At 42.4% G+C, this 23318-nt stretch carries 23 protein-coding genes; 7 read left to right on the forward strand and 16 right to left on the reverse strand.

From position 1 onward, the window contains the following. Positions 1-17: 17 nt before the first annotated feature. The 3 genes from Q8W40_RS09330 to Q8W40_RS09340 all read right to left on the reverse strand — a co-directional run bounded on the left by Q8W40_RS09330 (position 18) and on the right by Q8W40_RS09340 (position 4751). Positions 18-1061 (reverse strand): efflux RND transporter periplasmic adaptor subunit, encoded by a 1044-nt coding sequence (locus tag Q8W40_RS09330; protein WP_305396897.1) that lies wholly within the window; start codon positions 1059-1061, stop codon positions 18-20. Beyond that, positions 1058-4369 carry an efflux RND transporter permease subunit gene (locus Q8W40_RS09335; RefSeq protein WP_305396898.1) on the reverse strand — a complete coding sequence of 1104 codons (3312 nt, stop codon included), beginning with the start codon at positions 4367-4369 and terminating at the stop codon, positions 1058-1060. The genes Q8W40_RS09330 and Q8W40_RS09335 overlap by 4 nt, the downstream gene beginning before the upstream one ends. Before the next feature lie 88 nt (positions 4370-4457). Next, complete coding sequence (locus tag Q8W40_RS09340) at positions 4458-4751, reverse strand: ArsR/SmtB family transcription factor (protein ID WP_101115080.1); 294 nt, start codon at positions 4749-4751, stop codon at positions 4458-4460. Positions 4752-5219: 468 nt separating this feature from the next. On the opposite strand from Q8W40_RS09340, the gene Q8W40_RS09345 reads away from it, so the two are divergent. Then, positions 5220-6140, forward strand: a complete 921-nt coding sequence (locus Q8W40_RS09345; RefSeq protein ID WP_305396899.1) for an aminoimidazole riboside kinase — start codon at positions 5220-5222, stop codon at positions 6138-6140. A gap of 116 nt (positions 6141-6256) precedes the next feature. Here the strand turns inward: Q8W40_RS09345 and Q8W40_RS09350 are convergent, their stop codons facing one another. Beyond that, positions 6257-7342 (reverse strand): ketoacyl-ACP synthase III, encoded by a 1086-nt coding sequence (locus tag Q8W40_RS09350; RefSeq protein ID WP_305396900.1) that lies wholly within the window; start codon positions 7340-7342, stop codon positions 6257-6259. A gap of 287 nt (positions 7343-7629) precedes the next feature. Between Q8W40_RS09350 and trxC the strand changes: the two genes are divergently transcribed. The 3 genes from trxC to Q8W40_RS09365 all read left to right on the forward strand — a co-directional run bounded on the left by trxC (position 7630) and on the right by Q8W40_RS09365 (position 9646). Further along, positions 7630-8064, forward strand: a complete 435-nt coding sequence (trxC, locus tag Q8W40_RS09355; RefSeq protein ID WP_305396901.1) for a thioredoxin TrxC — start codon at positions 7630-7632, stop codon at positions 8062-8064. Positions 8065-8240: 176 nt separating this feature from the next. Continuing rightward, positions 8241-9395, forward strand: a complete 1155-nt coding sequence (locus Q8W40_RS09360) for an MFS transporter (RefSeq protein ID WP_305396902.1) — start codon at positions 8241-8243, stop codon at positions 9393-9395. 71 nt (positions 9396-9466) lie between these two features. Next, positions 9467-9646: a DUF2986 domain-containing protein gene (locus Q8W40_RS09365; RefSeq protein WP_305396903.1), complete on the forward strand. Its 180-nt coding sequence runs from the start codon at positions 9467-9469 to the stop codon at positions 9644-9646. Here the strand turns inward: Q8W40_RS09365 and Q8W40_RS09370 are convergent. After that, positions 9643-10134 carry a LabA-like NYN domain-containing protein gene (locus Q8W40_RS09370; RefSeq protein ID WP_305396904.1) on the reverse strand — a complete coding sequence of 164 codons (492 nt, stop codon included), beginning with the start codon at positions 10132-10134 and terminating at the stop codon, positions 9643-9645. The genes Q8W40_RS09365 and Q8W40_RS09370 overlap by 4 nt on opposite strands. 193 nt (positions 10135-10327) lie before the next feature. On the opposite strand from Q8W40_RS09370, the gene Q8W40_RS09375 reads away from it, so the two are divergent. Further along, positions 10328-10765, forward strand: coding sequence for a DUF4174 domain-containing protein (locus tag Q8W40_RS09375; RefSeq protein ID WP_305396905.1), 438 nt, complete (start codon positions 10328-10330; stop codon positions 10763-10765). 79 nt (positions 10766-10844) lie between these two features. Here the strand turns inward: Q8W40_RS09375 and Q8W40_RS09380 are convergent, their stop codons facing one another. Continuing rightward, positions 10845-11456, reverse strand: coding sequence for a DNA-J related domain-containing protein (locus Q8W40_RS09380; RefSeq protein ID WP_305396906.1), 612 nt, complete (start codon positions 11454-11456; stop codon positions 10845-10847). Positions 11457-11612: 156 nt separating this feature from the next. Here Q8W40_RS09380 and Q8W40_RS09385 point away from each other — a divergent pair, with 156 nt between their 5' ends. Further along, the gene (locus Q8W40_RS09385) at positions 11613-12134 is read left to right on the forward strand and encodes a GNAT family N-acetyltransferase (RefSeq protein ID WP_305396907.1); all 522 of its coding nucleotides are present in this window, start codon (positions 11613-11615) and stop codon (positions 12132-12134) included. A gap of 59 nt (positions 12135-12193) precedes the next feature. Here Q8W40_RS09385 and Q8W40_RS09390 read toward each other — a convergent pair whose 3' ends face one another. From Q8W40_RS09390 to Q8W40_RS09415, 6 genes are all read right to left on the reverse strand, one after another. After that, positions 12194-13033, reverse strand: coding sequence for an isopenicillin N synthase family dioxygenase (locus Q8W40_RS09390; protein ID WP_305396908.1), 840 nt, complete (start codon positions 13031-13033; stop codon positions 12194-12196). A gap of 246 nt (positions 13034-13279) precedes the next feature. Continuing rightward, the gene (locus tag Q8W40_RS09395) at positions 13280-14188 is read right to left on the reverse strand and encodes an ABC transporter permease (RefSeq protein ID WP_305396909.1); all 909 of its coding nucleotides are present in this window, start codon (positions 14186-14188) and stop codon (positions 13280-13282) included. Then, the gene (locus Q8W40_RS09400; protein WP_305396910.1) at positions 14185-15153 is read right to left on the reverse strand and encodes an ABC transporter permease; all 969 of its coding nucleotides are present in this window, start codon (positions 15151-15153) and stop codon (positions 14185-14187) included. The genes Q8W40_RS09395 and Q8W40_RS09400 overlap by 4 nt, the downstream gene beginning before the upstream one ends. Positions 15154-15200: 47 nt before the next feature. Continuing rightward, a complete protein-coding gene (locus tag Q8W40_RS09405; RefSeq protein ID WP_305396911.1) occupies positions 15201-16028 on the reverse strand; it encodes an ATP-binding cassette domain-containing protein in 828 nt (275 codons plus the stop codon). Beyond that, positions 16028-16957 carry an ABC transporter ATP-binding protein gene (locus tag Q8W40_RS09410; RefSeq protein ID WP_101115099.1) on the reverse strand — a complete coding sequence of 310 codons (930 nt, stop codon included), beginning with the start codon at positions 16955-16957 and terminating at the stop codon, positions 16028-16030. The genes Q8W40_RS09405 and Q8W40_RS09410 overlap by 1 nt, the downstream gene beginning before the upstream one ends. Positions 16958-16972: 15 nt before the next feature. After that, positions 16973-18649, reverse strand: coding sequence for a peptide ABC transporter substrate-binding protein (locus Q8W40_RS09415; protein ID WP_305396912.1), 1677 nt, complete (start codon positions 18647-18649; stop codon positions 16973-16975). 486 nt (positions 18650-19135) lie between these two features. On the opposite strand from Q8W40_RS09415, the gene Q8W40_RS09420 reads away from it, so the two are divergent. Further along, on the forward strand, positions 19136-19768 hold the full coding sequence (locus Q8W40_RS09420; RefSeq protein WP_370693375.1) for a DUF2238 domain-containing protein: 633 nt from the start codon (positions 19136-19138) through the stop codon (positions 19766-19768). On the opposite strand, the gene cutA is transcribed toward Q8W40_RS09420, so the two are convergent. The 4 genes from cutA to Q8W40_RS09440 all read right to left on the reverse strand — a co-directional run bounded on the left by cutA (position 19765) and on the right by Q8W40_RS09440 (position 23246). After that, positions 19765-20088, reverse strand: coding sequence for a divalent-cation tolerance protein CutA (gene cutA / locus Q8W40_RS09425; RefSeq protein WP_305396913.1), 324 nt, complete (start codon positions 20086-20088; stop codon positions 19765-19767). The genes Q8W40_RS09420 and cutA overlap by 4 nt on opposite strands. 87 nt (positions 20089-20175) lie before the next feature. Continuing rightward, on the reverse strand, positions 20176-20427 hold the full coding sequence (locus tag Q8W40_RS09430) for a hypothetical protein (RefSeq protein WP_305396914.1): 252 nt from the start codon (positions 20425-20427) through the stop codon (positions 20176-20178). 76 nt (positions 20428-20503) lie between these two features. After that, a complete protein-coding gene (locus tag Q8W40_RS09435) occupies positions 20504-21355 on the reverse strand; it encodes a DMT family transporter (protein ID WP_305396915.1) in 852 nt (283 codons plus the stop codon). A 184-nt stretch (positions 21356-21539) separates the two neighbouring features. Continuing rightward, the gene (locus Q8W40_RS09440; protein WP_305396916.1) at positions 21540-23246 is read right to left on the reverse strand and encodes an SgrR family transcriptional regulator; all 1707 of its coding nucleotides are present in this window, start codon (positions 23244-23246) and stop codon (positions 21540-21542) included. Positions 23247-23318: the final 72 nt, after the last annotated feature.

The following is a 23318-nucleotide window of genomic DNA, read 5'->3' on the forward strand; positions in this document are numbered from 1 at the left end:
TGATGGAGATAGTAGCGTTATAGCCCCAATGGGTTTATGACAACCGCATCACCTTCTTTCAGACCTTTTCTTACTTGCGTACCTTGCCCAAGTTGCACCAATTGCGTCTTCAATTTACCTTCTTCATATACCTTTACGTAATCAAGTTGGCCAACCTGATATAAAGCACTTTCTGGAACGCTTAGAACACGGGTTTTGTGGCTAAATACGAAAACTTTTCCATACACGCCCGGATATATTGATGGGTGATTTGATAGCGCAAGCTTCACTACAAAGCTCCGTGAAGATTGGTCAGCGGAAGGTGATATTTCAACTACATTAGCTTTACCTGAATAATGTGATGTGGGTAAATCAAGCTGGAGCTCAGTACCAAGTTTTACCCTACTTATCAGAGATTCAGAAACATTTACCTCCAGTTGCAATGATTGGGGGTTATATAGAGTCATAAGAGGTGCCCCGATTATTGCGGTATCACCAACCCCGACGGCTTTAGTGGTTATAACACCGTCAAAAGGTGCTCTAATAACGCTATAATCAAATGTGGTTTGTGCTTCTTTTAACACAGCTTGGCTCTGCTTAAACGACGCTTTGGCAGACTCTAGCTGCGATTCTACGCGGTCAAATTCTGACTGAGGCAACAGCTTCTTCTTCACTAACTCTGATACCCGCTTATACTCTTTAGAAGCTGCATTCATTGAAGCTTGATCGGAAGACAAACGTTGCTCTGATTGCTTAACTCTTGCGTCCAAATCATCGCTTTCAAGACGTATCAGTACCTCACCTTTAGTTACAATGTCACCGACATCAACGGCTAGGTCAATCACTTTAGCAGTAACCCTGGCTGAAAGCTGCGCTTGCTGGTCAGCAATCACTGTGCCAGTAAATTCGCGTAATTGAGGCTCTTCTGTATACTTCACCACAACGGTATTGAAGTCCGTGGTAACCTCATTTTGCACTGGTTTCACAGTGACTTTTTCGGTAAATCCACCAGCCATATAAATAAACAAAACGACGAGTATCGCAAACAAACTCGTTCCAAGTAGAAGTTTTGACGATCTCATATCTCTTCTCCGTTATTAACTGGCAAACCATGCCCTTTTACATTTGAATACGCTAGGTGATACACGACTGGGATGACCAGTAACGTAAAGACTGTGGAAGCGGTTATTCCAAATATGACTGCCCATGCAAGACCGTTAAAAATAGGATCCAGCGTTATCACGACATTACCCAGTAGTGTTGTACCAGCAGTAAGCAGTATCGGTCGAAGCCTGACGGCACCGGACTCAATCAAAGATTGTTTAAGTTCTTTACCTTGAGCCAAGGATTGCTGAATGAATTCGATAAGAACAAGTGAATTTCGTACCACAATACCCGCTAACGCGATCATTCCGATCATTGCTGTTGCCGTAAACAGTGCAGGATCTGGGTAACCATTGATATCGCCACTCATTGTGTTAAGGAACCAAAAGCCAGGCATAATGCCTATCACCGCAAGGGGTATCGCAAGCATGATGATCCCAGAGACAGCAGGTAGCCCCGTTTGAATCAGCATAATGATGAAAACACCTAATAAAGCGGCACCATAGGCAATCCCCAAATCTCGGAATACGTCGACGGTGATTTTCCACTCCCCTTCGCCGCTCCATACCACATTGGTTCCTTCACTTACTGACCACCCCTGATGCCCACCGTTTGAAAAATAATGCCTCTCGGACAACTCACGTGATTCTTCAGAAGGCTCCCTACCCTCATCGGAAATGACGTCAGCGATAATTTCACCTGGCACTCTTCCCGCCGCTTCAGCGTAGACATAAACGACCGGTTTTAAGTTTTTATGGTAGATAGGCTGATCTTTCGATCTTTTCTCAAAATGCCCCAACTCTGAAAGTTGAACGAGGGGCTGTGGTGAATCTTCAAGGCTGCCATTCACGTTTTGTTTACTGATCCCTGCTTGACCCCGAACATATAGTGAAAGCAAGTTATTGAGGCTATCTCGCTGGGATTCAGGTAACCGTATAACCACAGTAAGTGGTTCGATTTCTCGCTCCATTTTAAGATTCGCTAAGGACAGCCCCTGATTGGCTGCGACAATAGTTTGGTTGATATCGTTAATTGAGATACCAGAAAGCGCCGCTTTTTCCCTATCAACAACAAATTGCCAGATCTCTATTTTCCCTTGAATACTGGTATCGACTTCTGAAACAAACGGTTCTTGTTCCAAACGAGCCGCTACTTTCTGAGCTTCGCTTTGCAACCTTTCGTAGGAAGTCGTCTCTTCTCCATAAACTTCTGCTGTTAGTGTAGCGATAACAGGCGGCCCTGGCGGTACTTCGACTAACTGGATTGAAGCGTCAATTCGATCGGCAATGGCTTCAATGTCTGCCCTAACGCGTGTAACAATTTGGTGCGACTGCTGACTGCGCTTATCTTTATCGACTAAGGCAATTCTTAGTTCGCCTTGGTACGGCATCTCTCTCATAAAATAGTGCCTAACCATGCCATTAAAATCCATGGGCGAAGCTAAACCAGCAAAACCAGAAACCGATTTAACCTCCGGCTGTTTAATCAAGTAGTCTGAGAACTCACGCAATGCATTTGATGTGCTCACAAAACTCGTCGATTCAGGCATGTTTACAATCAGTTGGAATTCATTTTTATTGTCGTAAGGCAAAAGCTTTAGTGGGACGAGACGTAAGGCGGGTAATAACGCTGCGCCAATAAACAAGGCTGCTACCAAGCCTAAAAACATCCAACTGTTCTTTTTAGATGACAATATAGGCGTCAGCAACTTGTTGTAACTGCGATAAAGCAAGGTTGTTTCTAATTGATACACACCTTTTTGTTCTGCCGTTCTTAGAATCTTCCTTGCCAGCCAAGGTGTGACCATGAAGGCGACAATGGTGCTGAATATCACAGAAACAGGAACGTTAAAGGCAAGCGGTGCCATATAAGGCCCCATCATACCTGTAATGAAAAACATTGGGGTAAACACAATGACAATCGCCACTGTGGACATAAGAAGCGCTGAACGAATTTCCCCCATCGCTAAAACAATCGCTTTGGTTCGCGATAGATCTTTACGTTTCAGATACCTTTCTATGTTGTCTATACTAGCGATTGGGTCGTCAACAATAAGACCGAGTGCTAAGATCAATGCAAACAGTGTGACTCGGTTTATAGAGTAACCAAAGGCTAAATCCATCCCTAACGCGGCGCCATAACTTATCGGTATGGCTATCCCTACGACTAATGCGCTTCGCCAATTTAAAAATAATCCAACAAATACAACGACCGTAATAATTGAGATTCCAAGGCTCGATACAAGGTTTCCAACTTTATCATTTGCCGTTTCACCATAATTTCTAATGATGTCAATTTGGACAGCTTCAGGGAATTGTGTCGACTTAAGTAATTTCAACTCCTCAATAATTTCATTAGCCACACTTACTGCATTGGAACCATTTTGCTTAGCGACGGAAATAAACACGGCAGGATAGAAAGTGTCGTTGGTAGTCCCATATTGAATCCACGTATCGGTAGTGGGTTCTTCTGGTCCGTCAGTGATAAGCGCAACGTCTCTTAAATAGACTGGCTTTCCGTCAATAACATTAACGACTAGGCTTCCTAGCTCATCAGCACTGCTAAAAAACTGTCCCGATTCAAGATAGTAAACCTCTCCCAGTTGATGGAAAGTTCCCGCACTTTCTTTAGCATGACTCAAACGGAAAGCACCCTGTAAGTCGTCTAAAGTGGTTTTTCGACTTGCCATTGCTGAAGCGTCTAATTTGATCTCAACAACTCTAGACTGACCTCCGGTTACTTTTACAATGTTCGTATCATCTAAAGACTTCAGCCTTTGCGTAGCCTGAGTGGCAATACGTTTTAACTCGAATGTTCCTAGTTGTTCGTGGTCCGTTGAATACAGAGCCGCAACCACTATGGGCACATCATCTATCTCTACGGGTTTTACGACCCAGTTCGCGACCGAAGAAGGGACAATATCCTGATTTGAATAGAGTTTGTTATAGAGTTTAACCAAAGCGTTTTCTCGATTCTCACCCACGTAGGAACGAACAATCACTTGTGCTTTATTTTCCATGGATGTCGAGTAAACGTATTCCACACCATCGATTTGACTAAGTAACTTCTCTAAAGGCTCTGTTACTTGCTTTTCAACTTGTTTAGCACTTAACCCTGGCGCATCAATCAAAACGTCTGCCATCGGCACAACGATTTGTGGATCTTCCTCTTTCGGTGTGAGCCATAGAGCCGCACCGCCAATAATTAGTGCAAAAATGATGAGTATCGGAGGGAAGTAACTGTTCATTACAGAATGAACAAACCCTCGATCATGACCAGACCTCATTACCAATTCCTTTTTATACACGTATGAAACCCGCGCTAGGCGCGTACATTTAAGTTTCAGTGAGAATTTAGATACGACGAAAAATAGCTTACGAGCAGAAAATGTCGTGTAAGTTATGAATCAATCTTTCTATTCGCTTATCCGCGAGTGAATAGAAAACTTGTTGAGACTCTTTCCTTACGCTCACCAGATTGTTTTTTCTTAAAACAGTTAGGTGCTGTGAAAAGGCAGACTGACTAAGTGTAGAGCTGCTTTGTAACTGCCCTGCTCCTATTTCGCCATCAACTAACTGACAAAGAACCAGAAGGCGTTCCGGATGCGACATTACTCTTAGAATTTCTGCTACTTCCACCGAGCTCGTTTTCATTTGTTGGAGACTCATCGACACCTCTCAGTTCAACACAACCTAATTTAGATTCTACTAATAAATGTAAATTAGTCAACATAAGAACATGCTTAATTAGCATGAGTTTTAAAAAGAATTACATAGAACGCCATTTTGTTTAGAAAGTCACTTATAAGTAAGTTTTTTTAAACAACACAAGTCACAAAAGAGATCACTTTCAAATATGTGCGCGCAGACCCCGTTATCAAAATGGAATAGATATAACAATCAATAGCCTATCTATATTATTCAAATAATTGTACTGAGATATTTAAACTTACTAATCATAGATCCTGCATCAAATATATACAAAACAGCACTTTACAGACGTTTTGTCCCCCCTTACTTTTTACAACAGGGTTAAGTTAAGTTTGCTCACGCACTTTGTGCCCAAATGAGGCTAGTTCTTGAGTTGTATAAGCTTGTTGGTTAAGTTTGATTATGAATTGTTTAAAGGAATAGATAATGAATAGAGTTTGGGTGACCGGAGATGCGGTAGTGGATTTGATTCCGGATACGGAGAGTACATACCTAAAATGCCCCGGAGGAGCGCCAGCAAACGTTGCAGTAGCCATCGCTCGACTAGGTGGTCAAAGTGCATTTTTTGGACGAGTCGGCGACGACCCTTTTGGTGGATTTCTAAAACAAACACTAACGGACGAGAATGTCGATAGCAGTTTGGTAAAGAGAGACGAAAACCAACGTACGTCTACCGTCGTAGTTGAACTGGACGACTCAGGTGAAAGGACATTTACATTTATGGTCCGCCCAAGTGCAGATCAGTTCACACAACCCGAAGACATACCCAATTTCCAGCCGGGAGAATGGCTTCATATTTGTTCGATCGCGCTTGCTAATGAACCCGCAAGGAGCACCACTTTATTAGCAATGCAACGTGTTAAGAAAGCCGGTGGCTATGTAAGTTTTGATCCGAACTTGCGCCACGAAGTTTGGGCAAATCAAGGCGACATTATTCCTACCGTAATAAAAGCAATAGAACTATCCGATGTCGTTAAGTTTTCAGATGATGAATTGTTTTATCTAACAAACACCAATTCAATAGATAAGGGGTTAGAGAGCTTAGAACACCTAAACTTACCGCTGGTTATCGTGACTCAAGGTGCCAAAGGCGCATTAGTTGTCCATGAAAATAGACAAACTATGATTACAGGAAAAGTAGTCTCCCCAGTGGATACTACAGGCGCTGGTGACGCTTTTGTTGGTGGATTACTTACCTATCTCGCTAAGAACAAAGACTGGAATAAACAGGACAATATTACTCAAGCCGTTGGCTGGGCAAATGGCTGCGGGGCACTCGCCACGACTCAAAAGGGAGCGATGACTGCATTACCAACGATAGACGCACTTAACGAATTTATTAAGTGATCGCTGATTCAACTCCTAGCTAAGCGTAACGTTTTAGCTGCGTGAAACGTTTACCTTTTGGTTAACCTTAAGAAAAGAGCCACCTAAGTGGCTCTTTATAAATGATATTTGATGCCTCACTTATGGCGCGATTTGCAATGCTCGATAGCACTTTCTAATAACTCAAGTGCGTTTTTGTCTGTTGTAGGTAATTCAGCATCGGATTGATTTACTGGCGTTACCCTGTCACCCCACTTTATGTGCCCAGCTCCCCATGTAAGACCCGCACCGAAAGCAGCCGTAAGAATATCACTTCCTGGTTTTACTCTGCCTTCTTCAACGGCTTCGCATAACGCAATAGGAACGGTAGCTGCAGATGTGTTGCCGTATTTATGAATATTGATGAAAGCTTTCTTTTGGTCGATTTCAGCGTGATCACACAAGGTTTGAATAATCCGGACGTTAGCCTGATGAGGAACCACCAAATCGATATCATCTGTGCTTAAATTGGAGCGGTTTAGCACGGTTTGAGCAGCGGCACCCATTCCCCTAACAGCGCGTTTAAATATTTCCTTGCCAACGAATTCAAAACTCCAATACCCATTATCTGCCGCAAAGCGATCCATTGCTGTGCCGTACTTTGGTACAGACAGAATATCTCGCCCTTCAGCATCACAACCTAACTGAGCTTGTTGTAAACCAACGGGCTCAGTGGTTTTACTAAGAACAACGGCACCGGCACCATCCCCAAATAGAACCGCTGTATCTCGCTGAGTCCAATCTAAATAGAATGTTAAGCGCTCAGCGCCAATAACAAGTGCATGCTGGTAATTTCCTGCTTGAATCAGCCGCGTTGCCGTTTCAAGACCATATACAAAGCCAGTACAAGCAGCATTCATATCAAAAGAAGCACAACTTTGAATCCCTAAATTAGCTTGTACCTTGGAGGCAATATTGGGGATCAAAGTATCAGGTGAACAAGTCGCGACGATTAAACAATCAATGTCTTTTGGCTCTATGCCTGCGCACGCTATGGCTCTCTGTGCTGCCACAGTGGCAAGATCGGAGGTATTTACATGGCTAATTCGACGTTCTTCAATACCTGTTCTTGTTTTAATCCACTCGTCTGAGGTTTCTAAAAAGGTACTAAGATCTTGGTTGGAGAGCTTGGCAGGAGGTAGACACTTACCCCAGCCGGTAATTTCTGCAAAATTCGATTGCATGCTATTTCACCTATGATTTTATTTTTATGGCTTTTACCCAAATAAACGGGTTTCACTTTGAGTATACTCAAGCATATATAAATTCATCAAACTGTAAACTTTTCTGCCTCCAAAATTCGTTTTAATGACGGCTTGTTTTTTGATTCTGGTAAGGTTTCTGAGGAGGCAAACTACTTACAAGTTCCACGAAAAAAGCTGTACCTTAGAATGAAAAAGCATGGGATAGAAAAAGATAAGTTTAAAATCCGAAGCTAAAGCTTGGTAAGATGCAAAAAAAAGGAGAATGTATGTCTAGTTTTAATACACCCTGCCCTTCATGTCGTGGCGTTAACCGAGTTCCCGTTGAGCGTGTTTCCGATCATGCAACATGTGGTAAATGTAAATCCCACTTGTTTGATGGCGCGCCCATTGAAGGTACAGAAAACAATGTTGATGCACTATTGCAAAGTGACCAGCCTGTTGTAATCGATTTCTGGGCTCCTTGGTGTAACCCATGTGTTGGATTCGCCCCTGTATTTAGCGTCGTAGCAGAAGAAAGAAAAGGCAGTGTTCGATTCGTGAAAATAGATACTGAAGCTCAGCAAAATCTAGGTGCAAAATACCAAATCCGAAGCATTCCTACCGTCATGGTATTTAAGAATGGCAAACGAGTTGATGTTATTAATGGCGCATTACCAAAATCTCAGTTTGATCAATGGCTCAATCAAGCCTTAGTGAAATAATTTAGATCTGAAATTACTTTGAAAGCCCCATTGAAAGGTCATTTCAATGGGGCTTTTTGTTCTTCTTAAATCAAAAATTTTTTGTCGTAAGAATCAATATTTTTCGTTTTACTAAAACCTCCCAAAACCCGATAGTCGCCGCTCCTAACTAACCTATTTTTCAGGAGATTCCGGCATTGGAAAACACCCCTACTGCACCACTAAAAATCATCGCTCCAGTGGTCGCGTTGTCTTTGTTTGCTATCGCATCAGGCTACTTAATGAGCATCATCCCTTTGATGTTGAGCGAGTATGGTATGAGTTCTGATATTGCAAGCCGGGTCGCGAGCAGTTTCTATGCCGGCTTACTCATCGGGGCGACAGCGATAGAACCTTTGGTTGCGAAAACCGGGCACCGTAAAGGATTCCTTTTGTGCTTGGCAGTGCTTAGTAGCACCATCGCGCTTTTGCCTGTGTTTCCACAAGCTGAAGTGTGGATGTTTTCGCGCCTAGTCGCGGGTATAGCTGTCGCTGGTATCTTTGTCATCGTGGAATCTTGGCTGCTTGCAGGAGATGCATCCGGAAGAGCAAAAAGATTGGGAATCTACATGATGTCTCTATACGGAGGCTCTTCCCTAGGGCAGTTGGGTATTAACGTGTTTGGCGTAACGGGAGTATTACCGTTTGCAATTATTTTGTCACTGATGGTATTGGCTGCGATCGCCTTAGTGGTTATCCAATCCACTCAACCAGAATGTGAACAACACGACGCTATGTCGTTAAAGCAGATCATGCACTTAAGTAAACCAGCACTCGTGGGTTGTGTGGTCTCTGGGCTAGTGTTGGGGGCAATTTATGGGCTCATGCCTCTAGAGTTGAACAATAGAAATGTTGGGCTAAACCAAATTGGCAGCTTAATGGCTTTAATCATTTTAGGAGGTATGCTTGTTCAACCAATCGCCTCTTGGCTAATGAAGTACGCTGGCAGAACATTGTTGCTTGCGCTATTCAGCTTGTTGGGAGCATTCGCAATTGCACTTATTGCGGTATTTGACTCTCGGTCTATTTTAGCTGGTGCGCTGTTTGTGTTGGGTATGGCAAGTTTCGCTCTATATCCGGTCGCAATAAATCTAGGCTGCGATAATTTGGGAGACAATTATATCGTCTCTGCAACACAAGTGATGTTGTTTAGCTACAGTGTGGGTTCTGTATTGGGTCCGGTAGTTGCGGACACCTTTTTAACCAACGAGGAAGGGCTAATGGGTTACTTGTTTGTCACTTTACTGGCAACCAGCTTTTACATGTTAATTTCAAGCGCTAGACACAAGCCAACGCTTGTTGCTGGTGGCTAACAATTAAGTTTGTAAAAACACCGCTATCGCTGTATTCTGCGCGTCCTTAACAAGGTCGACGGAATACAGCAATGAACCGGAAAAAGAAGATAAATCAGATTCTGAAAAGTAAGCAGAAAAAGAAAAATTCAAAACTGCACAAGAGCAATAAGCCTAAATACGTTTCTAAAGCAGAACGAGCCAAGCTTGAAGCTGAAGAACAGGTACAAACAGATTTAGCAACCGTCGCGGAAGAAGAATCCAGCAATTAAAGAAGCATGTCATCTTCTATTGGAAAGTATTGAGTAGCGCTGTCTATTAGCGATTGAGCAGTCAGTGCTCTAACTCCATAGACTTCCACTCGCTTTTTGTATTTTTCGCAAATACGTTTTGCAAGTATGTCAAAATCCCCATCTCCCGAGAGCAATACAATCGTATCCACCTCCGGTGCAATTTCTATCGCATCGATGGCAATACCTACGTCCCAATCGGCTTTCGTACTGCCGTCTGCTCTTTGAATAAAAGGCTTTAGGACAACATTAAACCCTATTCCTCTTAAGATATGATGAAATTGTCGCTGCTTTTCTTGTTGGCTTGATATGGCATAGGCATTGGCGCAAACAACTTGACGTCCATTAGTCGCTCTCCACCAAAATTCGTTGTAATCAAAGTTTTTTCTAAATTTCTCTCTAGTGGTGTAGTACACGTTTTGTACATCAACCAAAATGGCGACTTTCTCTTTTTGATTTTCTTTTTCCACGACGGTATCCATATATGTGTTGAAGGCAACAGCATACAGAATTTTTTGAAAATCTCGACTTTAATACCGCTATTCTCAGCGGCATCTTCGTATAGGACCCATAATTGTAGAATCTTACAGCGTGCACGGCTTTCGTGTTCTCGCGGTGAGTCCCGCAAAATCAGACGAATTGGTCTGGGACGGAGGTGTGAAAATGATTCGTTTATTAATTCTAGTAGTGATAATTATCTGTAGTGCTAGCCTCCATTCATACCCTGCCCATCAAAGTCATTGGACACACAGAAGTATCTTATATTTCGCACCTTCTGAAGATGAATACGTAAAACAGTTTTTGCTTGAAACGCTAACAAATGAATGTGCACTAAAGACACGTGACATTGTCACTCTCGTAATGACCCAAGACGGTTTTACTGCACCAAGATGGCTTCAGCGTGAATTCGACGTTGCGAAATTGGCTAAGTTGTACCGAGTAGACAAGCAGTCACACACAGCGATACTGATCGGTAAAGATGGCGAAGAAAAATATCGATGGGGAAAAATCACAGATTGGGCTTTCATCAATCAGCTGATAGATTCCATGCCGATGAGAAAGCAGGAAATGAAGGAAAAGAGTAACCCCTGCAGTATTTGAATACTCTGGTAAGGACAGGAACTACATTAAAAGCGGATTTCATTGATCCGCTCGTCATAGGAAGTGCCTCAATAACGCATTAATCTCGTAACAAATGCCAAGCTTCACACAGTGTTCGAAATTTCTCTGTGTTGCCCCCTTCTCTATCAGGGTGCCATTTTAGTGCCATTCTACGCCATTGTTTACGTATTTCCGTTTGCGTAGATGTATCGTCCAATTCAAACAATCTTAGCGCCTTTTGGCGAGTCATATCTCCGTTGTGAGAACCGACAAAATTTCGGTATCGAGTCCAAAATTCGTTAAGTAGCCTTTTTACTTCACCATCTTCTGCTTCGTAATTACTCCAGTCTGTATAGTAATCACGCAGTGGATCTTGGACGTCAATTTCATATTCGCGAGTTTGCGTGTCATTTTTAAGTTGAATATCCATTGCTTGAACTTGTACCCAAGCGTCTGGGTATAGTGTCTCTTGCAATTGATATAATGCGTTCATCATTAAGAAGTTACGCTTAAATAAGTCTTTTTCTGGTGAAGAGTCCAAAAAAGGAATAATACCCAACTCAGATAGATGAGATGCTAAAGTGTGGACTTTCCAGCCTTCGTGTTTCTTTTTCAACACTTCCATAATGGGCCACACTAATGGATTTTCCATGTGTGGGTCATGGCTATGAATTAAATCGTTGTTCGACATAAGCGCTCTTATTTAATCTACTACTTACATTCAATGCTATAGAGAAGATTTTGTCATTCTTTATACGTTAACCAGCATCACAGATTTCAATTTGTATACAGCTCAGTATTATGATAGTTGTTGCTTTAAGATCTCGAATCAGACACTTATATTCCTATGCTAGTACAGCCGAATAATGCCTACCTAGATGCCTTTGTTGCATTTTACGATGATATTTTAGTTAACGACCCATTAAGCTGCGACTTTTACGGTGAAAACATTGAGGATTTTAATCGGTACATCAAAAACCTGTTAGATGAAGAACAAGGCGTTAATTTAAAAGATGGATACGTTCCCTGTTCACATCGATGGTACTTGAATAAAAAAGGAAACATTGTAGGAACAATAAGAATTCGACACAGTTTAGACACTGATTTTCATAGAAACGAGCTAGGACACATTGGCTTTGACATCGCGCCATCTTTTCGTGGCTATGGCTATGCTACCGATATGCTGGCAAAGGCAATTGACGTTGCCTCACAACTCTCAATCTCGGAGCTGTTACTGACAACAAGTGAAGAAAATGCCGCTTCGCAGCAAGTGATCAAGAAGAATGGCGGGCAATATCACTCTAAAGTGTATTCTTCTGTGTTTAATGAAGTGATTGAAAGATATTGGATTACTACGAACCCTAAGTAACCTCAGTTCCGAATAAAAATAAATATTCAGAGCTGAGGTTATATGGCCGGCTACATTTCTTAGATTACACCAAGTTCGCGTAAACGTTCCGTTAGATAGCTTCCAGCAGTGTGTCTATCCGACAAAACAACCTCTGGCTTCGGGTGTAAGAAAAGTGGCAATGAAATACGCGAATGGGTTTGTTGCTCACCTGTTGGGTTGATCACTCGATGCGTTGTCGACGGAAAATAACCACCTGATGCTTCTTGAAGCATGTCACCAATGTTGATGATCAAGTTACCAAAATCACAAGGCACATCTAACCACTCGTCATCCTTGCCTTGGACTTGTAGCCCTGGCTCATTTGCTGCGGGTAAAACTGTGAGCAGGTTGATATCTTCATGCGCGGCAGCGCGTATCGCTCCCGGTTCTTCGCTACCAGTCATCGGTGGGTAGTGAAGCACGCGCAGCAAAGTTTGCTCGCTACCGTTGATCATCTCAGACAATGGAATAGAGAATTTCTCTTGAACATCAACCGGGGCATGCGCTTCAACCCAGCCCAATAACTCTTGTGCAAAAGCATTGGCTTGCTGGTAGTAGTCTAAAATTTGCTCTTTTAGCGAAGGCGGGATTTGCCCCCACGGGTAGACATGAAAATATTCTTTGATGTCTTTTACGGTGTGTCCTTTCGCAACTTCTGACACGCTTGGTGGAAAATAGCCGTCTTGCGTATCAACATTAAATTGATATTGCGCTTTTTCATCTGTCAGAAAAAACTTGTACCAGTTGTCGTAAATCGACTCTACAAGTTCTTTTTGAATAGGATGGTTGCTCAGCACGCCAAAACCTGTTTCACGTAGGGATTTAACAAATTGCTCGGCTGAATCTGGAGAACGATAATCTACAGTTTCTAATTTCATGACTGTCTTTACTTTTATTGGGTACAAAGGTTATTGGAAGGTTAAAAGTTTAGACATCTACGTGACTCAAGACAAACATTTGAATGCGGACTCGACTTTGTTTAACCAATATATGTGACAAACAACTCATTTACATCTACCTCTGGCTATTCTTTAATTCAGAACGTTTTGTTAGAAAACAAAAAAGGCAGTCACAACAATGACTGCCTTTGGATTTCGTTAAGAACTATTTTCTAAGCTAGTGCGTTACGATTTAGGATCAATTGCTTCTTGTAAGCCATCACCTAGAAAGTTAATAGTGATAACTGTGAATAAAACCATGATACCTGGGTATACCGCTGCCATTGGATAGCTCCACATTGCTTCACGAGCGTTCTGAAGCATGTTACCCCATGACGGAGTTGGCGGGTTAATACCAAAGCCTAGAAAACTAAGTGCACTCTCTGTCAATATTGCACCACCAATACCCAATGTCGTTGCAGTAATTACCGGTGCGATTACGTTTGGCACAATATGACGTGTCATAACAAACCAGCTACTCGCGCCGTAACCTATTGCAGCTTGCACATACTCTCTATGCTTAACAGAAAGCGTATTCGAACGTACAAGACGAGCCGCAAACGGCCACCCAAGTAATGAAAGTACAACAACAAGTCGGTAGATACTAAAGCTGTCTGAACGGACCAGTTCTTCTGAAAAACCTAGCTTGGTCATATCAATACTTTGGATAAGAATCAGCAGCATAATACCAGGAAGGCTGATGATGAAATCGGCTGCACGCATAATGAATGCATCAACTTTTCCACCGTGGTAACCCGCAACAACACCTAATATAGTACCAATCACAGAGGTCGCAATTGCTGCCATAAAGGCGAAAGTGAGAGAAACCTGCCCACCAAGAAGTAATCTCGTGAAAATATCACGACCTAACTCGTCCGTTCCTAGAATATTATCTTCATCTGGCGCTTCAAAACGGCTGAAGAGATCATCAGCGTACGGATCAACACCTAACCAACCTGCAATCGGGTTTGCACTAAAGCAAACAATGGTTAGAGCCGCTAAGAAAATCATTGAAACCATCGCTAGCTTGTGACGGTACAAGCGTTGTGCCACCTGTACCCAAGGGTTTTGACTGCGTTTAGCAACGTAACTCATTTATTACCCCCTTTTGTCAGGTCGATACGTGGGTCAACTTTAGAATAAAGAATATCTGCAATGAAGTTCATAATTAGAATTGCCGTGGTGGCAACCATGAAACACAGCATTGCCACGTTGTAGTCACTGCCGTTGATCGAGTCAACGGTCAGCTTTCCAATTCCGGGCCAGCTAAAGATTGTTTCGGTAAGAACAGCGCCACTCATAAGTGCTGCAACATCCATAGCTAAAACAGTGATCATTGGAAGCATACCGTTCTTAATACAGTGCTTGAACAAAACTCGAGTCGAAGAAGCACCCTTTGCTTTTGCTGTTCTAACAAAATCTTGTCTGAACACTTCAAGCATGCTGGATCGCATGAAACGAGAAATAGAGGCAATACTTAGCAGCGTTAAGCTCAAGATAGGTAAGATCATGTACTCTAGCTTATCAAGACCCTCTACTCCGTCGGCTTCACCGGTTCCTCCTGCTGGGAAGATTGGGAATACGACTGAGAAAATCATGATGAGCATAAGCGCTAACCACGCGGCTGGCGTTGAAAGGAAAACATAGGTGAGACCACTAATAATGTAGTCAGTTGCTTTGTTTTGCTTTACCGCACAAATGATACCAATAGGTAGTGCAATAAAAATTGAGAGTAACGTGCCGCTTCCAACCAATACCAAGGTATTTTTCATCGCATCCCATAGAACATCGATGGCTGGTTGGGAGAACATACGTGAGTAACCTAAATCACCTTGCAGTGCATCACCCAACCACACGAAGTAGCGAACATAAACGGGTTTATCCAGCCCTTGTTCAGCCTTCAGGCGAGCAATGTCTTCAGATGTAATATTTGGGTCACTTTGCGCCAATAGATCAATAGGATCGCCTGGCATTAGTCCCATAAGGTTATAAGCTGCAAATGAGGCCAGTAAAAGCACCAATAGCATTTGCAGTATCCGTGAAATAAAAAAGCTAGTCATATTAACGTCCGAGCTGTTTTTTCAGCTTCTTAATCTTGCTTGCCATATTACGCCGATTTCCTTTCCGATTGATTTCGACGACGAGCGTTTCCAATGTCCGGTACTGCGTTCAGCAGTTCCTGGCTGTAAGGGTGTTTTGGACTTGCAAAAAATTCTTCTTTTGTTGCTTGCTCCACAATTTCGCCAGCTTTCATAACGACAATTTCGTGTGCAAGGTGGTAAACCACCGCCATATCATGACTAATGAAGAAAAAGGCAATGCCATGTTCTTCTTGAAGATCTTTAAACAAATTAAGGATTTGAGACTGAACAGATACATCCAGTGCAGACAGAGGCTCATCTGCAATGATGAGTTCTGGTTTAAGCATCAGTGCACGCGCAATAGCGATACGCTGTCTTTGTCCACCAGAAAATTCATGTGGATACTTGGTCAGAACGTCTTCACGCATCCCTACCCACTCAAGTACTTCCAAAGCGCGAGCACGCTGAGTTTCCTTGTTGCCAATTCCGTTCACTTTCATAGGTTCGATCAGTGATGCAAGAATAGGCATACGTGGGTTAAGTGCAGAATACGGATCTTGGAATACCAAACCAATGCGTTGACGCAGTGGGCGTTGGGCTCTCGTGCTAAGACGCGAAATTTCTTGCCCTGATAGGTAAATATCGCCGGAATCCGGCACTTCCAACATACTGACCATTCGACCCAAGGTCGATTTACCTGAACCAGATTCGCCAACGACAGCCAGCGTTTTACCCGGTTCAAGGTTTAGAGAAATGTTCTTTGTCACATGAAGATATTGTGGTTCACCACCAAACATCGATCCCGCATCAAGTACATAACGTTTTTGTAGATTTTTAACTTCCAAAAGAGCCATTAGGATACGCCTCCTTTGCTCAGTTGACGCTGTTTTGCAACATCAACGTAATGGTCGAAGAGTTCAGGACAACGGTCGCGGAACGTATAGTTATCGCCACGCTGATCCAACGGAGGTACACTTCCTGGAATCGCGGGCAATCGATCAACATTAACACCAACGCGTGGAATAGTGTCCAGCAATGCTTGTGTATACGGATGCTGAGGATTATCGAAAATTTCGTTTACATCTGCTAGTTCAACAACTTGACCAGCATACATAACCATTACGCGGTCCGAAATTTGAGAAACAACACCAAGCGAATGGCTAATAAACTGAATCGCCGTTCCGGTGGTTTCACGTAACTCTTCTAGCAAATCGAGTACTTGAGCTTGAACCGTAACATCCAAAGCCGTTGTTGGCTCATCTGCAATCAGAACTCGAGGCTTACATGCTAGCGCCATTGCAATCATTACGCGTTGACGCATTCCGCCTGATAGCTCATGCGGAAATGCTTTGGCTCTCTTTTCTGGATAAGGAATATGAACTTGCTTGAGCATTTCAATTGCTCGGTTCATCGCTTCTGGTTTTGAAGCTCCTTCATGAATGATGAACATTTCCGCGACTTGCTCACCCACAGTAACAACTGGGTTTAGTGCGGTCATTGGTTCTTGGAATATCATTCCAATACCTTCACCACGGATTTGTTGGTAACGCTTTTCTGGCATTCCGACTAGGTTTTCACCTTCGAAAAGGATTTCGCCAGACAGCTTTAATTTTTTATCCAGTAAACCCATAACAGATAATGATGTAAGAGACTTGCCACAGCCCGACTCTCCAACAATACCTAGAATTTCACCAGCTTTGATTTGGTAGTTGACATCCTTTACAGCTAAGTGCGGCCCTAAGGCCACACTCATATTGCGAACGTCTAGTATTACTTCACTCATAGACATTCCAATCGTTTATTCTGCACGAGTCCAGTTTTCAGCCCAGAAGCTTGAATACGTTTGATGACCCGTTGGAGCCACACCTTTTAGCCATTTAGGCATAATGAAGCTGTCTGAACGGTAGTACAGAGGCAATGCTGGTAGATCTGTCGCGTATAGGTTTTGGAATTTTTTCCATAGCTCCATACGTTTTTCGAAGTTTAACTCAGCATCGATTTGATTAATTAGGTTATCCATTTCTTCACTTTGGTAACCCGCATAATTTTGCCCAGACCAACCATTTTCTTTCGTTGGAATGTATTCTGAATGAAGTGTCGTTCTTGGTAGCTGCTCGGGTGAAGAACCCCATGCAAACATTGCCAAACCTTTGTGCTTACGTTCGTTTAGCGTTGTGCCAAAGTAAACACGAGCAGTTTGGTTGTTGATGACCGCTTTAATACCAACCTTTTTCCATTGACCTTGAGCAAACTGCTGTACAAGTTCACGCGTCTTGTTGCCAGAGGTTGTCATAAACTCGATTTCTAGTGGTTTGCCGTTCTTCATTTGAACGCCATTCACCAACTTATAGCCAGCATCTTTGAGAAGTGCTTTTGCTTTTTCAGGGTTGTATTCATACGTTGGAGCGTTTGGATCAAACGATGCATCTAATGGGCTAACATTTGAATTCGCAACTTTTTGCTTACCTTGGAAAAGCTTGTTTGTTAGCAATTCGCGATCCAATCCAAATAGTAATGCTTGGCGTACTCGCACATCTTGCAGGTGCTCATTTTGAAGTTGCACATCTAGGTGCTCATAAAGCGCCGCTGGACGAATATCTACGTTGTACTTGTTACCAAACTTCTTCTCAAATTGAAGCGCTTGGTCAAGAGTCAAACCCATTTCACCTGGAATAAAATCGACATCGCCAGATAGCAGGTTTGCTTGAAGCGCTTGTGTATCTGAAACGGTTTTGATAGTTACCTTACCGAAATGTGGCTGTTTGCCTTTCCAGTGTTCATTCAAGCCTAGCTGTACGAACTGCCCTTGTTTGATGTTTTGGATTGTGTAAGGGCCATTGTACAAGCCTGAGTGAGTCGGCTCTGTAATGTATTTTGTATTTAAGTGGTATTCTTTTGGGTTTGACTGGAAGATAGATTCTTCCAAGTGACGTGGTAACGCATCAGGAATATAGTAAGCGTTATATTTGTAAGAAACGCGGTCTACATAAACGTTTACCGTGTGGTCATCTACAATCTCAAGCTTTTCCATGTGCTGATATGTTGAAAGACCTGCATTTCCTTGAACATCTGGTGAAATGGCAACTTCGTACCAAAACTCAACATCTTTTGTTGTGATTGGCGTACCATCACCCCAGAAAAGATCTTTTTTGAATTTGACGGTCATCTTAACGCCTTGCTTGCTTTCACCCTCTTTCGCATGAGGACGATCAACAACAACTGCTAGACCATTTTCAAAAGTAGGTACCTCTTCACAAAGAAAACATGTCAGCTTCCATTGCTGATCAAATCCGATAGTGCCACGGTGTGTAAAGCCATGAGTGTAGGTTTTTGCAACCATGCTATCGATAACAGGGTGAAGAGTAGAGGGGAATTGTGAAATGCCCAAAGTCAGTTTGTCGTTAGATGCGAAAGCTTGACCGCTTAGCAATGCTGTAGCACCTGCAAGCGCCAATACGGATTTCTTTAACTTCATATTAATCTCCATATCTTTATATTGAGCCATTAGTAAATTCCATCTATGAAATTCTAAATTAGCTCTATTCCTTAAGTGATAAGTGCGGAATTTATAGGTGAATTTTAGATTTCTTCACCCCAAACCAGCGATTATTACAGAATTTTATACACAAAATAGATTTCCAATGTACTTTCTTTATAAAAAGCGATGCAATTATCATTTGTAATAATTTTTTAAGCGATGAATCATGTGATTTGAGGTTAAGTCGAACAATTTAGTTATGTAAGTGGTTATAAGTTAAGTTTTTAATTCATTTTCTAGTTGTTTTTTCGGATCGAAATCTCAAATACGGATGTAACACCAGCCCCCTTCCTTGAAACATCTTTGTATAAACATCAAACAATTCAATTCCGTTCGTTATTCATAATTCGCTAAAATCCACAATTGTACGGTGTTCGATTATATGTATAATTGCGTTGTTGATTTAGTATCTAAGGTGAGAAAATGAACTCCATGCGCTTAATTTTAAAAAATCGATTACTCGCTCTCTTGTCCATCAATTACATTGCTATTTTCGCTTTTTCTATGATTAGCCCAGCCTCATGGGCTGTTTGGACAGCAGAAATCATTCCGGTGATACTCGCATTTATTCTTATTGTTTTGACCTATCAAAAATTCCAATTTAGTAACACGGCTTACCTATTTATGTTCGTATGGCTATTCATGCACACCATAGGCGCGAAATATACCTTTGCAGAAGTCCCATTCGATTGGTTTAACAACCTAATTGGATCGGAACGTAATCATTACGATCGCGTGGCACACTATTCTATCGGATTTTGGGCTTACCCAATTGCTGAGTACTTGTATAGAAAAGGTCACGCCTCTCTTGTCATCTCATCTTTATTTGGCTTGTTTGCAATAATGAGCGTGGCTGCGGCTTATGAGATCATAGAATGGTGGTATGCCGATCTAGCTGGCGGGGATGAGGGGATTGCGTTTTTAGGTTCACAAGGTGACATCTGGGATGCACAACGTGACATGCTGTGCGACACCTTGGGTGCAGTAACTGCTTTAGGGGTATTCTTATACAAATACAAGAGCCTCGAGAAGTCTTTTGCGGTCAACAAGGTTTAGCCAACGGTATTATTTTTCACCCATGCTAAATAGTCAGGCAGACCAGATTCGATTGGAAGCTGTACAATTTGCGGAACATCGTAGTTGTGCAGCTTCTTGATGGTGTTCTCGATTCTTTTGTAAAGTTTGGACTGAGTTTTAATTATCAGCAGTTGCTCGTCATCTTGGCACACCTTGTCGTCCCATACATAGTAGCTCTCGATAGGCATAACTTGGATACAAGCCGATAATCTTTCGGAAAGTAAGCCATTAATGACCTTTCTCTTAACCACGTCATTATTGACGGTACTAAGTACAATACAAAATTCAGAGTCAGACATTTAAGCGTTTTCCTTCTAAAGATTTTACGTTATTCCATTTTTTAACTTTTTGAGTGGCAAATGGCCAAACGTTGTTTTTCAAACATCTTATTTTGCAAACACTTTGCCGCCAATCATTTTGTTCGCAGGGACACCTAGAATGATGGTTTGGCGTGCAAACTCTATCCCACAGTAGGGACATGTACATGATTTGTCCGTGTAGTCTTCAACTATCCTTTCGATAAAACATTTTACTAGGGATCCCTTCCCGCCCTTTCGATATTTGTAGAGCTTTGTTCGGCATTTTGAACAAAAAACATCAACCGTTTTTGTTGGTTGCTTTTTATTGGGTTTCGCCACGATACACTCGCTTAATGTTGGTTAGTATAGGTGTAAAGCAGTCCAGCTGCGGGGGCACTTATTACTGTGAGTTTGGCTAGTCTCGAGAAAAAAGTGTTAGCCCAATTCCGCCAAGCACTAAAACAGAAGATACTGCAAACCAGATTGTTATAGTTTCTCCTACAAATACAAGCCCCCCAAAAGCAGCGATTACTGGCACAGAAAGCTGCACTACACCGGCCTGAAGACCTGAAAGCTCTTTAACCGCCAGATACCATATTGCGTATCCAACACCTGAGGCAACACTTCCAGACAGTACTGCATAAACAACACCCTCTTGCGTTGTACCACTCCAATCAATTATCCAAGGCAATACAAGAAATATTGGAATCGACGCCCCTATAAAATTGAGTTGTGTTGAAATGAGAGGTGTTTGGCTGCTTTTACCATGCAGAGTATACCACCCCCAACATACGCCAGATATCGCCATAAGTGACGCGCTAGTGAAATCTGGCTGAGTAGTACTAGGAAGAAGTAAAATGATTAAACCTGCAAAAGAAACAGTCATACCCACCAGTGCTAAAAAGCGCATTTTTACGCCTTGGACGAGTGACGTAAAGATAATGGTAAGTTGCACCAACCCAAACAATATAAGCGCACCACTTCCTGTTGAAAGGTCAATATAGGCGTATGAAAAAGTAATGGCATAACCGAAAAGAAGAAGGCTGCCCTTGATACTGAATTCGTTTGAAAGCAATGAAGAACGTCTGGTTTTATTGCTTAGCATAACCAATACAAACAGTGTGATTGCACCGGAAACAAGCCGTATAGAAGTAAAAGTACCAGGGTCAATCTTTCCATCCGCTAATGCAAGTCTACAGAGCACCGAATTGCCCGCAAATGCGGTCATAGCAAAGAGTATATAAAGTTGAGTTCGTATTGAGGGCATCAAGCTAATCCATTCATCATGACTTAACTCATCATCGCCTTGTTACAATTATAAAACCAGCCTATTTTCGCTGGTTTTATAATCATATGGAATATACGCAAGTAGGGCAAGATACGTGGTACAGTGAAAGGCTATCTTTGTAACACTCTGAATTAGCGATGTTAATGAAGATCTTAGATAGAGCCTACTTCGATACATCTGGCATAACGGTATCTGGTTTCACCCATACGTTACTAAAATCAAACCACCCTAGCGCATTGGTTTTCGCATTTTGAAGAGAGCCACATTGATCTTTGCTTAATCCCATCCAGCCGTGAAACATTGGAATAATAACTTGGCTTTCTACGAGCTCTTTTCCCAACTGTTTTGCCGGAAATGTGGTATTGGGTTCTGCGCGCCAAGTATTAATTAACGACCGCCACTTTTCGAACTGTTCAGGCTTGCACATATTATGAATGTCGCCATAACTTAAAAACCATCCCAACAATCCATCATCTCGATTTGTGCTAATTCCCATTGGTTTTATCCAAATATCAATGTCTTCCATACGCTCTGGTTCTACATCGTATCGAATATACTCAACGGTCAATCCGTCTTTTTTAAGCAGCTCCTCAATAGCTTTAGCGTACATTTTAAAACCAGGATGGAAACAGTGGTATGCCACTTTAACAACAGTATCCTTTGAAGGGACCGGTTCTGGAGGCACTGGGTGGCAGTGGAACCAACCGGGCTTTAGTCCATGGGCATGTAAAAGCCCTTGCTCCACAATCTTGTCTTTCGGCATCAGTTCGAATACGTTGAAGCAGTTTAAACGTGAACAAAAATAGTCTGCCCACCGCTTATCTTTCGCCAACCCGTGCTTTAAGTTCAATAATAAATAGGTACAACCGGGGTCAAGTTCGACATCCTCATGATCGCGATGAGCCGGTTTAGTAGGGTGCTTGAGGCTGGGATAAACAAGTGTTGAATAGGTTTCGTCAATTACCCAAACCTCGACCTTATCGATGAGCGGTCTAAATCCAAAGTACCCATCAAAAGCTTCCAAAACTAACCGTTTATCATCATTAAGTAGCACCCGATAAGGACCAGTGCCAATTGGCATACGATCCATTTGGTCATCTGGTAGTTGATTCGAAGGCAGTATTTTGGCTTTTGTTTCGGTGAGTAGTAACGGCAGGTGCCAGTCTGGCATCGAAAGATGGATATCAACAACGTAGGCGGACACGCCTTCAACCTTATCAATATGATCAAACATAGAACAACACGCTGAATGGGACAAGCTTTGTACTACATCCTGCGACGTCAACAAATTACCGTTGTGGCAACGGACGCCCGGGCGAATGTAAAAACGCCAATGATTCGCAGTGATCATTTCCCAATCGTGCGCCAGATCACCTTGAACCTGTTCATTTTCATCAAGCTTAGTTAGACCTGAAAATACCTGCCTAATAATATGCTGTTCGGAACGACGTGTAGGTTTGTGGGGGTTTAGCATTTTCAGTGCGCGGTAATAAGGTAATCGCACCACCTGCTGACCTTCTTGATGCTGTAGCCCTAAATAATCTTGTATAACTTGGGTTAAGCGTGTGGCATCGCGCTCCAAAACATTAAGTGCTTGACCTATTTTCCCTTCTTCTAAATAGCGCTTGGCTAAGTTTTCACTCACGTCTTGTTTGTTTCTCCGAAAAAGGAGCTGAGAAAGCTTCCCCCTTCCAGCCGCAGGATGCCACTCTATCCAGCCTTCTTCTGCAAGTTTATTAAGTACAATTCGCGCATTTCGGCGAGTACAAAACAATATTTCGGTGATGTCTTCTAATTGAACATTACTGTCGGTTCCATTGTAATGCTCGAATAACGTTTCAAATTGGCTTCGAAGGCGTGGGCTACTCATAATGAGGAAAACTCTCCAAAAAGAAAGAACAACAGATTTCCTTATTTTATCATTGCGCTCACCAAAGCACTA

It is taken from the genome of Vibrio penaeicida, assembly GCF_030689305.1.
Classification (GTDB): domain Bacteria; phylum Pseudomonadota; class Gammaproteobacteria; order Enterobacterales; family Vibrionaceae; genus Vibrio; species Vibrio penaeicida_B.

Bases quoted from the DNA above. Each gene is read 5' to 3' on its own strand.
- Q8W40_RS09390 (WP_305396908.1), bottom strand. From the start codon at position 13,033: ATGAAATTAGAAACTGTAGATTATCGTTCTCCAGATTCAGCCGAGCAA.
- Q8W40_RS09350 (WP_305396900.1), bottom strand. From the start codon at position 7,342: ATGCAATCGAATTTTGCAGAAATTACCGGCTGGGGTAAGTGTCTACCT.
- Q8W40_RS09335 (WP_305396898.1), bottom strand. From the start codon at position 4,369: ATGAGGTCTGGTCATGATCGAGGGTTTGTTCATTCTGTAATGAACAGT.
- Q8W40_RS09345 (WP_305396899.1), top strand. From the start codon at position 5,220: ATGAATAGAGTTTGGGTGACCGGAGATGCGGTAGTGGATTTGATTCCG.
- Q8W40_RS09420 (WP_370693375.1), top strand. From the start codon at position 19,136: ATGAACTCCATGCGCTTAATTTTAAAAAATCGATTACTCGCTCTCTTG.
- Q8W40_RS09400 (WP_305396910.1), bottom strand. From the start codon at position 15,153: ATGACTAGCTTTTTTATTTCACGGATACTGCAAATGCTATTGGTGCTT.
- Q8W40_RS09380 (WP_305396906.1), bottom strand. From the start codon at position 11,456: ATGTCGAACAACGATTTAATTCATAGCCATGACCCACACATGGAAAAT.
- Q8W40_RS09365 (WP_305396903.1), top strand. From the start codon at position 9,467: ATGAACCGGAAAAAGAAGATAAATCAGATTCTGAAAAGTAAGCAGAAA.
- Q8W40_RS09435 (WP_305396915.1), bottom strand. From the start codon at position 21,355: ATGCCCTCAATACGAACTCAACTTTATATACTCTTTGCTATGACCGCA.
- Q8W40_RS09415 (WP_305396912.1), bottom strand. From the start codon at position 18,649: ATGAAGTTAAAGAAATCCGTATTGGCGCTTGCAGGTGCTACAGCATTG.
- Q8W40_RS09340 (WP_101115080.1), bottom strand. From the start codon at position 4,751: ATGAGTCTCCAACAAATGAAAACGAGCTCGGTGGAAGTAGCAGAAATT.
- Q8W40_RS09385 (WP_305396907.1), top strand. From the start codon at position 11,613: ATGCTAGTACAGCCGAATAATGCCTACCTAGATGCCTTTGTTGCATTT.
- Q8W40_RS09440 (WP_305396916.1), bottom strand. From the start codon at position 23,246: ATGAGTAGCCCACGCCTTCGAAGCCAATTTGAAACGTTATTCGAGCAT.
- Q8W40_RS09330 (WP_305396897.1), bottom strand. From the start codon at position 1,061: ATGAGATCGTCAAAACTTCTACTTGGAACGAGTTTGTTTGCGATACTC.
- cutA (WP_305396913.1), bottom strand. From the start codon at position 20,088: ATGTCTGACTCTGAATTTTGTATTGTACTTAGTACCGTCAATAATGAC.
- Q8W40_RS09395 (WP_305396909.1), bottom strand. From the start codon at position 14,188: ATGAGTTACGTTGCTAAACGCAGTCAAAACCCTTGGGTACAGGTGGCA.
- trxC (WP_305396901.1), top strand. From the start codon at position 7,630: ATGTCTAGTTTTAATACACCCTGCCCTTCATGTCGTGGCGTTAACCGA.
- Q8W40_RS09375 (WP_305396905.1), top strand. From the start codon at position 10,328: ATGATTCGTTTATTAATTCTAGTAGTGATAATTATCTGTAGTGCTAGC.
- Q8W40_RS09410 (WP_101115099.1), bottom strand. From the start codon at position 16,957: ATGAGTGAAGTAATACTAGACGTTCGCAATATGAGTGTGGCCTTAGGG.
- Q8W40_RS09405 (WP_305396911.1), bottom strand. From the start codon at position 16,028: ATGGCTCTTTTGGAAGTTAAAAATCTACAAAAACGTTATGTACTTGAT.